The organism is Microcoleus sp. LAD1_D5, assembly GCF_036702115.1.
Lineage (GTDB): Bacteria > Cyanobacteriota > Cyanobacteriia > Cyanobacteriales > Microcoleaceae > Microcoleus.
This window is the reverse complement of sequence record NZ_JAUBSA010000117.1, coordinates 1-11,183: the sequence shown is the minus strand read 5'-3', so window position 1 is coordinate 11,183 and position 11,183 is coordinate 1. Positions and strand designations below refer to the sequence as shown.

Here is an 11,183-nt window from a genome sequence, read left to right as displayed (position 1 = left end):
TACACGTTGTCAACGCCGAACGCGAGTCAAAGTCTTTTGAGGTAAGGGTTTTAGGCTTATTCAGCAAGCCCTAAATATTACTTGTGTAATTTGATGCTCCATGTTTGACTTCTCAAGCTTTAAGTTGATCAAAAATTCCAACGACCCTTTTGTGGGCATCCGTAAATCGGCATTAGGGGATAGCTACGAGTTTTGTCTGCCAAACGGCTTTGATCATTTTCCAGAGGGTGACTTTGACGAAGTGCGAGATCTCTTTTTCAAGATGTATCGTACTTTCCGCAAGTTTGAGCGAGACAATACAGGCACAAACCGATTCAACCTTAACAGACCTGACTTCCAGCAAGACCAAGATCAGACCACCCTTTCTGCTGGCGGAGTCAGTATGCAAACGGAAGATGGGGAAGTTTGTGTACTCTATAGCAAGATCAAGATGATCGAGCGGGTACTGGAAGCTTACGATGACCTTGCTATCAACTCAATCCAAAAGAAAGTCAGACGCAGTGAAGATATTGATTATTCTCAAATTCACAAATACTTAGATCGCGCTATCTACCTCGATAACGATGATAACCATGTAATTTACATCGAGGCGATGGATTTGCCGCGTCCGACGGTGCGCTATGAAAGCACTGACATAGTGAACCTGTATTGTTATATTCTCGATCAGATTGTACAGCAGTTGGATAGCGATGTACCGCATAACATTCAAACACACAGTCAAGATATCCGCTTCCTTGCTCAATGCTTCCAAGACGGCTATCTGACCAGCAACCAGTCAATCTTTGACAAAGAAACATTTGGCGAGACTATCAGTATCCTTAAAGAAGCGCTAGATAACATAGACAAAAATACTTATTACAAAGACGCTGACTATTGGGGACTGTATGAAGCTATTGAAATCTTCCTATACGGCGAAATAAATCCAGATCAGAATGATGGTGACTACTGGGGAATAAAAGGGTTTTCTCTAGTCTGGGAGGATATGTGTAGCACCTATTTCTTCAAAAAATACCGAGATGAAATCTGCTATACGGATACAGATATACCTTTAAAAAATCCTCCAAATGCCTCACCTAAAAGGCAAGGTGAAGAACCGAAACGAGTTGGTAACTACGACACTAGCCAGGGTCGAGACGGGTACGGTAATCAATGGATTTATCGGACAATATCGGATATTCGCTATCCTAATAAAATCGGTTTCTTTGGATGGAATGAACTGCTTTGTATTGAGTTTGATACTCAAGCTGGAACTCTCGTCTATTCAAACATAAAGTATAGTAAATTGGAAAAGCGAGATAGAAGTAGGGCAATGCGTCGGTTTCCCCGTCCTGACTTAGTTTTTAAGGTGGGCGCTCATTTACAAATAGTTGATTACAAAAATGTTTCTCTGGATTTTTACTATGAAAATTACAAGTTGCCAATCGAAAAAGCGGCAGAAAAATATAGGCTTGATCTTATCAAATCACTCACCTATGAATTTGCTATCCAGCAAACCCATACCGTTTCAGCAAATATATTTTTTATTCCTTGGTATTACGCAGCAGAACCTCAGCCTCCTTTGGGAGAAACTGAACCAAACCTAGACCTTAAAGGGATTAAGCTATTTAAAGCCAATTTCTTTGTGATCCAAAAAATATATCTAGAGGAGAGCTTATGAGCCACGAAACAGATATTATAGGAATTTGCCCTGAAAATTTAGCTTTTCAGAGCAAGTATGTTCCTCTAATTTCATTTAAGAATGAAGAACAAAAGAAAGCTGCTGAGGATTACATAATCCAGGAAGCAGATATTTTTTTTCGTAAAATACTACCCAGACAGACTGTAACACAACTAGCTTACCCAAAACTTATTACCGAAAATGACTTCACAAAAGAACCAATCACCTATTTTTACGAAAACCTATTTTATGACTTAAAGCGGAATCTTAATGGTAAATTAGAGGCAAAAATAAAATGGGGAATCACTTTTGATGAAAAGTGCGCTCCGCTTAATCTAGCCTGGACTCCTGGAACATATGCGCGTCCTGAACCGCCTAATATTTATTTTGATGATCCACAAGGTCGTCCTCACCGTCAATTTGGCACTATAGACATAAATGGAAAACCAGTATTTTACTACGTTTACTTTACGCTTCAGGAAATATTGGACGTGATTAAACAATTACCAAACTCTTAAAAATCAATAGTCCGGACACTTTTTCTATGGCTGAATGGCTTATTCCCTAGGACTTTGATGCGAGCGTGGATAATTAAATCAATGTCACCTCTACCCCTGATTTGCATTTAATTCGACTTTTTTATGATGCTTGCCCTGTAAGGCTTGTAGTATCGTTCCAAAAACTGTCCGGAGTATTGAAAAGTCATAGCCTTACCAACTCGTGACTACATCCAAAAAGGCAACCGCAATTTAATTAATGGCAGTGCGGTTTGAATATCTTGGACGATCGCACTTCACAAAAAAAGTGCGATCGCCCTCAAAGATTACTCTTTCCAGTAACGGGTTAAAATCCGAATTACCTCACCCGCTATCGGCGATGGTAGAGGCGGGCTCCATTCCCCAACTTCTGCAAAACCTAAAACGTGCAACAGATTAACGATACTTTCTACCGCTTTGGGAACGCCACACAACAGCAAACGAATCGGTTGCTTACCTTGAGGTACGTCAGGAATTTCTTCCCGGAGCAGTTCAGGAACTGATTTTGGCTGTGATATCATACAGTTTCTCCTAAATATGGGAGTTCCAGCCCCCACCGAACGATTGCAACTCCGACGGGTGGGGGTTTGGTTTTTGACTATTACACGGTATCACACCGTGTGTCACTATGCAAGAGGCGTACAAAGAAAGTACGATCGATCTATGAAGTAAATTCCCAGTTGCCTAACTTGCCAGCAAAAAACCTAAAACGAGTCACCAGCTACGTACCTCCAAACGCCTACAACGTCTTGGAAGATTGGGCCAAGGAAGAAGACCGGACAGTCAGCAATCTCGTAAGTCGGATTGTCTCTGAAGCTGTAGATGCTTACTTGGCTAAAAAGACTACAGAAGATGAACCCAGCAGCAATTAACCTTTGAGCTCTACGCTGATGGGTCATTCTCAACTGCCAACCTGTCGGGCCGTTTATTTTGTGTTGGAGTGGGGTTTTGTTTTTCCTCTAACCCGAAACCTGATCCTAATGGTCAAATTCAGCAACCTGTTTTTGACCAAGGGATGTAATTGCTAAGACTAAAACACTTAACGTAAGACCTAAAATCGCATAACTCGGTAGTGAAAAAATAGTTACTTTAAACAAATAAGGCAATTCCCCCCCCTTCCAGTTCCACCGCTTTCCTAGAAACACCAACAGCCCGCCATGAATCACTGCGGTTTGCACCATCACACAGCCAACGCCCAATAACCAAACCGACATTCTTTGCCTAGAGAAAGCACAATTTTTAATCTGAAAACATAAATCATTCAGCAAAAAAACCACCGCCGGTGCTAACATCACAGAACTGGTGGGCTGTGAATAGTTGATAGCAATACTCAAAGTGGAAATTAGCACCATTTCAGATAAATCAACTTTTTTTGACCAAGCATTGCGAGATTGTTTTTTGTAAAAATACCAACTCACTAAACCAACTAGCACCAGAATAATCAAGTCAGAAAATAGCTTCGCCACAAAGGGACTATCGGGGAAAAATCTCGGCCCCATAACCCTTAAATCAAGGCGACTCATAGAAATATAAGCATTATTCGATGGATCGTTGAGCCAGAGGGGAAATCCACGAGTCGCATCCTGTATAAATCCTGTTAAAGAATTGCCCGTTACAGCTAGACCTATAACTGCCAAAAAAGTTACCGTGACTATAGATAGAAAAACTAGCCGAAACCGTCTTTTGATTAAAAAATAAGGAATAAACAATATAACTAATGTTGGTTTAAAAAGGGCAACTCCTAATAAAATTCCTGCAATTACATCGTGATTTGTTCTAGCATAAATAAACATCCATAACAGCAGAACGGCAATAAAAGTTGCCACATTGCCAACTTGAAGATCGAAGACAAAACCGTAGAGGAATGCAACTGATATACTACAAATAGTCCTAAAAGCTCGTGAGTGCGACACCAACAAGATATTCGCTCCCCATAAAACAAAACCTGTGGCAATAAGATGCAGCCAAATCCAGATTGTGAATGCAGTCTTCATCGGGAAATAGCCCACAAACCACAGCGGAGGAATGATATTAGGTGGATAAACAAAAGAAGGAATAAACCCACACACTTTTGTGATGCTACAGAAACCGATGTTAAACACCTCCACATTAAAGGGACTCAAATGCTGATGGGCTAATCTACTCGCTACATAAAACCACTTAAAATCCCAGTAAGGCGGATCGGGCCGATTAGTCAGATTGTAAACCAACCAACCAGTATAACTGAGAAATCGGGTGAGAACTAATACAATAACTGCTTGCAAAATAAAGTTAACAATAGGTTGACTAAAAAACTGAGTCAACCTTTGCATCGAAGGATGTTTTAAAAACAAAGAATCTTGCCATGCTGCTTTTTCGCTATCTAATCGCCAATTAAATTTGAAAAATAAAGCGACTGTAATTATAATAATTATATTCCAAAACCCAAAGCTAATCATAGGTAATAATTGTAATAAAATTACTCTTTGATGATATCATAACCCGAAATTATATCATGTCCGATCGCTTAACCATAATATCCAGGTCGGGGCGGGTTTTTGAGATGGTAAATTATTGGCAGGTATTGTTGGTGAACCCGCCCCTACAAAAATCGCGGTTGCTCGACCGGACATGATATTATCAACTAAAACTCAGCCTTAGAATCTAGAATCTAGACGTTTATTTCCCGTTTATACCTAACTCTCTTTTCTCTCTTTTCTCTGCGTCCTCTGCGCCCTCTGCGGTTAGAAAAAAAAATCTTATTCACAAACGAAATAGCATTGCCATCTAAAAGCCCGATCGCACTTTTGCCCCTTATAACCCTGTTCACCCCCAAACATTTGCGTTAACCTAGTTGACTACAGCTTGTACCGCATTCCCCAACTAAATTCATGCTTCCCCGCATCCAAGAATTAGCCGCCACCCTAGCACCCCGCTTAATCGAAATTCGCCGGCACATCCACTCCCACCCCGAACTCAGCGGTCAAGAATATCAAACCGCCGCCTACGTAGCCGGAGTTCTCGCATCCAGCGGAGTCCGCGCGATCGAAGGAATCGGCAAAACAGGAGTGCTCGGCGAACTCAAAGGCAACAGCAGCGAGTCGCGCTGGCTGGCAATTCGCACCGATATGGACGCTTTGCCGATTCAAGAACGCACAAACTTAGAATTTGCCTCCCGCAACGAGGGAGTGATGCACGCCTGCGGCCACGACATCCACACCACCGTCGGTTTGGGCGCAGCCATGATATTGTCTCAGCTAGGGGAAAAATTGCCCGGTCACGTCCGCTTCTTGTTTCAGCCGGCAGAAGAGATTGCCCAAGGTGCTCAATGGATGATTAAAGATGGGGCGATGCAAGATGTTGACGGCATCCTCGGAGTGCACGTTTTTCCGACGATTCCCGGCGGTTGCATCGGTATCCGCCACGGGGCCCTGACGGCGGCGGCAGATGACATAGAATTGATTGTGATGGGCGAATCCGGCCACGGTGCGCGTCCCCACGAGGCGATCGACGCAATTTGGATTGCTTCTCAGATAATTACCACTTTGCAGCAGGCAATTAGCCGCACGCAAAATCCTTTGAGGCCACTGGTTTTGACGATCGGGCAAATTAACGGCGGACGAGCGCCGAACGTGATTGCCGATCGAGTAAAATTATTGGGAACTGTGCGATCGCTGCATCCCGAAACCCACGAAAAACTGCCGGCTTGGATCGAACAAATTGTTTCTAGCGTTTGCGCGACTTACGGCGCTAAGTACGAACTCACCTACAAGCGCGGCGTGCCCGGAGTCCAAAACGACCCCAAACTCACGCAATTAGTCGAAACTGCGGCCGTAGAAGCTTTAGGTCGATCGCGCGTCCAGATTTTACCAGAACCATCCCTCGGCGCGGAAGATTTTTCGATGTACTTAGAACACGCACCGGGAACCATGTTTCGCTTAGGAGTGGGACTGACTGACAAACCGAACTATCCCCTCCATCACCCGCAATTTGAGGTCGATGAATCTGCGATCGTGACCGGCGCGGTCACCTTGGCCTATGCCGCCTACCAATATTGGAAACAGCATCCAGGTTCACACTAATAGTCTTGGGCGTATGGGTGGTCAGCTAACTAACCGTAGGGTGCTTAGCGGGAAAAATGTTTAGTGTCTGGTCAAAACATTCAGCCCTGACCCACCCTACAATAACTACAATAACTAATTTAGAAAATTTTATGAACCTAGATTTCGATCGATTCTGCGACGCCTGCAACCCCAGTCACTCCCTGATGTTGGGCAATGCCGAAGATCAGCGCTACTACATTGATTTTTCTGAGGTGCGCGGCGGAAAAGTTATTAACATACTCAAACGAACAATTACCCGCGTGTCACCAGATAAACGGACTTGCCAATTATTTAGCGGACATATTGGTTGCGGCAAGTCTACTGAATTGTCGCGATTGGAAAAAGAGTTGACAGATGAGGGGTTTCATGTAGTTTACTTCGAGTCAACACAAGACCTCGATGAAATGGATCTGGATTTGACAGATATCATGTTAGCGATCGCACGGCGAGTCACGCAAAGCTTGGAAGAGGGCAAAATTTCCTTGCAGCCCCAGCGCTTTAAAGAATTCTTAAAAAATAGTTGGGATTTTTTACAAACCCCTGTGATCTTAGAAGCTGAGGGAGAACTTTTGGGCAGCAAATATAAGGGCAATACAGACGGAAATCTGGAAGTTTCTCTGCCTTTAGGCATCGCCAAAATTACTGCCAAAACCAAAAGTAATCCCGACTTGCGATCGAAACTGAGACAGTACATGGAACCGCAAGCTACTAAAATGTTAGAACTGATTAATGAAGAAATTATTGATGTAGCAATTAATCAGCTAAAGCAGCGGGGTAAAAAAGGATTGGTGGTGATTGTTGACAACTTAGACAGGATAGTTTCTCGACCCAATGCAGCGGGGCGACTGTTGCCAGAATATATCTTTATTGACCGGGGCGATCAGTTACGGAAACTAAATTGCCATTTAGTTTATACCCTGCCGTTGGGATTGATTTTTGGCAATGAAAGTGAAATTTTGAAAAATCGCTTGGGGGGCGGAGTTGACCCGAAAGTTTTGCCCATGGTACCAGTAAAGAATAGAGACGGCAGCAAATGTGTGGAGGGGATGAATTTGCTGCGGCGCATGGTGATGTCGCGGGCTTTTCCCGATGTGCCAACCGAGGAACATATCACATTAATTACCCAAGTTTTTGACAGTCCTGAAACTTTAGATGAATTGTGCCGAGTCAGCGGAGGTCATCTGCGAAACTTGATGGGGATGCTGTTTGGTTGCTTGCAGCAAGAAGACCCTCCTATTTCGCAACATGTGTTGAAATCAGTGATTCGCAGTTTCCGCGACAGTCTGAGTCGTGGCATTGATAATGATGAGTGGGAATTACTGTTTAAGGTGGTGAAAGAACAAAGCATTAATGGAGATAAAGAATACCAAGATTTGCTGCGAAACCTGTGGGTTTTTGAATATGTAGACACTCAAGGAAATTGGTTTGCGTTGAATCCGCTGTTGATGGAAACTGACAAATTTAAGCTGTGGCAGCAGCAAAATTCTTGAGATTATGGTAAACTCAAATCTAGCCGAAGATATTGCAGCAGAAAATGAGCGATCGCTCTCTACTTTGGTACGGACGATCGCCCGCTTTCAAGGAAAGTTTTCTTTAACTATAGTGCGCTGCAATTATGCTAGCTTGCGTTCTGCAATGCTGGAAAAGCTGCGCGATCGCTCGACAGTTGAATATCAAGAATTAGTCCTTGAGCCTGCTACTAAAATACTTCATCAAACTATTCTCAATGCCGTCCAAGAGCAACCGCCGAAAGCTTTAATAATTGTGGGTATCGAATCGGTGGTTGCTCTTGATGACCTGCTAGCTGGGGCTAATAGAGCGCGAGATCAATTCAAACAAGATTTTGCTTTTCCGTTGATATTATGGGTGACGGATTCCGTACTGTCTAAATTTAGTCGATCGGCGAATGATTTGAAGTCATGGGCTCCTCCTCCAATTCAGTTTACCATGCCGCCCGATGATTTGATGAATTTGTTGCAACAACAAGCAAGTCAAGCTTTTGCTAATGTTGAGAATTTCAAGTTAGATGACTGTGAAATTGAGTTGTTGGAGAATGACCTGCTAAATGCAGCATTAGGCCCGGAATTGCAAGCTAGTTGGCAATTTATTCAGGGTTTAGTTAAACTTCAGAAAAATCAAAGAGATTCAGCACTCGAACATTATCAGCAAAGTTTGACATTTTGGCAGCAAAATCACCAGTTAGAAAGACAAGGAATTGTCTCCCAGAAAATTGCTCAAGCTTACAACCGCAAAGCAGAATTGCACCGGGCAGGAAGTCAGGATTATTGGCAAAAATCTAGACAGTATTTGCAGCAATCTCTGGAGAGTTTTGAGCAAGCACAACGAAATGATTTAGCGGCTAAATGTATTAGCGAACTTGGCGAAGTGCTGCGACTTTTACAAGCTTGGGAAGAGTTGCAAAGTTTAGCAGTCAAAGCCTTAGAAATGCACGAATATTGTGGCACTTCGAGTCAAGTAGCTGAAGATTACGGCTTTTTGGCTGAGGTAGCGCTGCAACGTTATGAGTGGGAAAAAGCTTGCGAATTATCTAAATCAGCACTGTCTGTTTTAGAACAAGCAGAAGCCGCCAAAAAAGAGACTGGTTTATATCTGTTACTTTGGGCAAAAGCGCAGCGAAAACTCAGTCAACAGTCGGAGGCTGTTAAAAACTTAGAAGCGGCTAAAGACAATACGCAGCCTCAAGATGATGTGCAGCTTTATCTAAGGATTTTAGAAGAGTTGAGCACTCTCTATTTTGAGCAAAGCGAATATTTAAAAGCATTTGATTTAAAACTAGAACAACAGGAAGTTAAAATCAAATATCGACTGCAAGCTTTTATTGGCGTCGGCCGTTTGCAGCCGCCGCAACAAACAATTAATCTTGCTTTAGAATCAGGTCAGTCAAAAGCTGAAATTGTTGAGGAAATTGTCGCCGCTTCCGGGCGTTCGCAGGATGTTAAACGGATAATTGAACGGATAGGTACACCTGCTTGCAAGCTGACAATCATTCACGGACAATCTGGAGTAGGAAAAAGTTCGATTATTCAAGCGGGGTTAGTTCCAGCCCTGCAACTTACAACTTTTGACGCGCGGGACGTATTGCCTATTTTATTGCAGTCTTATCATGATTGGGTGATGGATTGCGGTCAGTGTTTGAGCTTGGGAATAAAAAAAATAAAAAGTGAGAGTTTATCTAGTCCTATTGACACGCCGACAGCTATTCTGGAACAGTTACGACTGAATCAAAATCGCAATTTATTGACGGTACTAATCTTTGACCAGTTTGAGGAATTTTTCTTTGCTTATCCAGACCAAACTAGCCGGAGAGAGTTCTATGATTTTTTGGCTGAATGTTTAAATGAGATTGGTGAACTCAAAATTATTCTGTTGCTGCGGGAAGATTATCTTTTCTACTTGTTAGAATGGAATCGCGCCAGCAATTTGTCAATTATTGATAACGACATTCTCAATAAAAAAATATGCTATTACTTGGGTAAATTTTCGATAGCAGATGCGAAAATTGTTCTCCAAACCTTAACAAAACGCTCTCAACTTGACTTATCCGAAGATTTGGTAAACGCGCTGGTAGAAGATTTAGCAGGTGAAGTGCGCGAAGTGCGGCCGATTGAGTTCCAAATTGTGGGAACGCAACTAGAAAAACGGCAGATTACTCGACTGACTGAATATCAGCAACTAGGCAGTCAGGCTAAGGTCAAACTGGTTGAGGAATTTTTAGCAGAAGTTATCGCCGACTGCGGCCAGGAGAATAAAGATATTGCCGAACTTGTCTTGTACTTGCTGACGGATGAAAACAACACTCGTCCTCAGAAAACTTTGGCTGAGTTAGCAGCAGACTTAGGAACAGAGTCAAAAAGATTAGATTTGGTTTTAGAGATTGTCGTTAAATCGGGATTGGTGTTAGAAGTGCCAGCAACTCCGATTGAACGTTACCAACTTGTCCACGATTATTTAGTACCTTTTATCCGAAAACAGCGCGGTGCGGAATTACTAGAATTACGTGAAAAACTCAAGCAAACTGAAGCCGAAAAGCAAATATTAGCAGAGGCGCGGCAGAAAGCAGAACAGTTGTCAGCAGCATCACAGAAATTGACCGAATTAGAGCGCGCTGCAAGTGATGCTTTGAGACAGTTTGAGTTGCACAATAACCAAATAGATGCTTTAATCTCTGCCGTGAAGACTGGAAAAGAACTCCAAGCTACAGTCAAAAATGTTCGTTCCCTTGCTGATTACCCGATATCTACTCCCCAGATTGCCCTCAACCAGATTCTCGACAACATCCGAGAACAAAATCGGTTTAAAGGACATCAAAATTTAGTATGGAGTGTCAGTTTTAGTCCCGACGGCAAATACATCGCTACGGCATCATCGGACAAAACAGCCCGGTTGTGGGATTTAACAGGCAAGCTGATACAAGAATTTAAAGGCCATCAACGTTGGGTAAGGAGTGTCAGTTTTAGTCCCGACGGCAAATACATCGCTACGGCATCATCGGACAAAACAGCCCGGTTGTGGGATTTAACAGGTAAGCTGATACGAGAATTTCAAGGACATCAAGATATCGTAAGAAGTGTCAGTTTTAGTCCCGACGGCAAATACATCGCTACGGCATCATCGGACCAAACAGCAAGGTTGTGGGATGTCACAGGTAAGCTGATACAAGAATTTAAAGGACATCAAGATTCGGTATTGAGTGTCACTTTTAGTCCCGACGGCAAATACATCGCTACGGCATCATCGGACAAAACAGCCCGGTTGTGGGATTTAACAGGCAAGCTGATACAAGAATTTAAAGGCCATCAACGTTGGGTAAGGAGTGTCAGTTTTAGTCCCGACGGCAAATACATCGCTACGGCATCATCGGACAAAACAGCCCGGTTGTGGGATTTA

At 43.0% G+C, this 11,183-nt stretch carries 8 protein-coding genes; 6 read left to right on the top strand and 2 right to left on the bottom strand.

Annotation, left to right across the window (positions count from 1 at the left end; translation table 11 throughout):
* The first annotated feature begins 100 nt into the window (after positions 1-100).
* Both QUA70_RS26860 and QUA70_RS26855 read left to right on the top strand, forming a co-directional pair.
* Positions 101-1,657, top strand: coding sequence for a hypothetical protein (locus QUA70_RS26860; protein ID WP_333350571.1), 1,557 nt, complete (start codon positions 101-103; stop codon positions 1,655-1,657).
* Complete coding sequence (locus tag QUA70_RS26855; RefSeq protein ID WP_333350569.1) at positions 1,654-2,175, top strand: hypothetical protein; 522 nt, start codon at positions 1,654-1,656, stop codon at positions 2,173-2,175. The genes QUA70_RS26860 and QUA70_RS26855 overlap by 4 nt, the downstream gene beginning before the upstream one ends.
* Positions 2,176-2,480: 305 nt before the next feature.
* On the opposite strand, the gene QUA70_RS26850 is transcribed toward QUA70_RS26855, so the two are convergent.
* Entirely contained in the window at positions 2,481-2,714 is a 234-nt protein-coding gene (locus QUA70_RS26850) for a hypothetical protein (RefSeq protein WP_006633397.1), read from the bottom strand.
* A gap of 159 nt (positions 2,715-2,873) precedes the next feature.
* Here QUA70_RS26850 and QUA70_RS26845 point away from each other — a divergent pair, with 159 nt between their 5' ends.
* Positions 2,874-3,065, top strand: coding sequence for a ribbon-helix-helix domain-containing protein (locus QUA70_RS26845; RefSeq protein WP_333133491.1), 192 nt, complete (start codon positions 2,874-2,876; stop codon positions 3,063-3,065).
* A gap of 105 nt (positions 3,066-3,170) precedes the next feature.
* Here QUA70_RS26845 and QUA70_RS26840 read toward each other — a convergent pair whose 3' ends face one another.
* On the bottom strand, positions 3,171-4,505 hold the full coding sequence (locus QUA70_RS26840) for a glycosyltransferase family 87 protein (protein WP_333350572.1): 1,335 nt from the start codon (positions 4,503-4,505) through the stop codon (positions 3,171-3,173).
* A 558-nt stretch (positions 4,506-5,063) separates the two neighbouring features.
* Here QUA70_RS26840 and QUA70_RS26835 point away from each other — a divergent pair.
* The 3 genes from QUA70_RS26835 to QUA70_RS26825 all read left to right on the top strand — a co-directional run.
* Complete coding sequence (locus QUA70_RS26835; protein ID WP_333350567.1) at positions 5,064-6,254, top strand: M20 family metallopeptidase; 1,191 nt, start codon at positions 5,064-5,066, stop codon at positions 6,252-6,254.
* A 131-nt stretch (positions 6,255-6,385) separates the two neighbouring features.
* Positions 6,386-7,765, top strand: a complete 1,380-nt coding sequence (locus tag QUA70_RS26830) for a P-loop NTPase fold protein (RefSeq protein WP_333326594.1) — start codon at positions 6,386-6,388, stop codon at positions 7,763-7,765.
* Positions 7,766-7,769: 4 nt separating this feature from the next.
* Positions 7,770-11,183, top strand: a 3,414-nt coding sequence (locus tag QUA70_RS26825) for an nSTAND1 domain-containing NTPase (RefSeq protein WP_333410750.1), incomplete at its 3' end; no start/stop codon positions are given.

What these genes read in the sequence shown, in the direction of transcription:
- QUA70_RS26860 (WP_333350571.1), top strand. Translation starts at nt 101, where the DNA reads ATGTTTGACTTCTCAAGCTTTAAGTTGATCAAAAATTCCAACGACCCT.
- QUA70_RS26855 (WP_333350569.1), top strand. Translation starts at nt 1,654, where the DNA reads ATGAGCCACGAAACAGATATTATAGGAATTTGCCCTGAAAATTTAGCT.
- QUA70_RS26850 (WP_006633397.1), bottom strand. Translation starts at nt 2,714, where the DNA reads ATGATATCACAGCCAAAATCAGTTCCTGAACTGCTCCGGGAAGAAATT.
- QUA70_RS26840 (WP_333350572.1), bottom strand. Translation starts at nt 4,505, where the DNA reads ATGCAAAGGTTGACTCAGTTTTTTAGTCAACCTATTGTTAACTTTATT.
- QUA70_RS26835 (WP_333350567.1), top strand. Translation starts at nt 5,064, where the DNA reads ATGCTTCCCCGCATCCAAGAATTAGCCGCCACCCTAGCACCCCGCTTA.
- QUA70_RS26830 (WP_333326594.1), top strand. Translation starts at nt 6,386, where the DNA reads ATGAACCTAGATTTCGATCGATTCTGCGACGCCTGCAACCCCAGTCAC.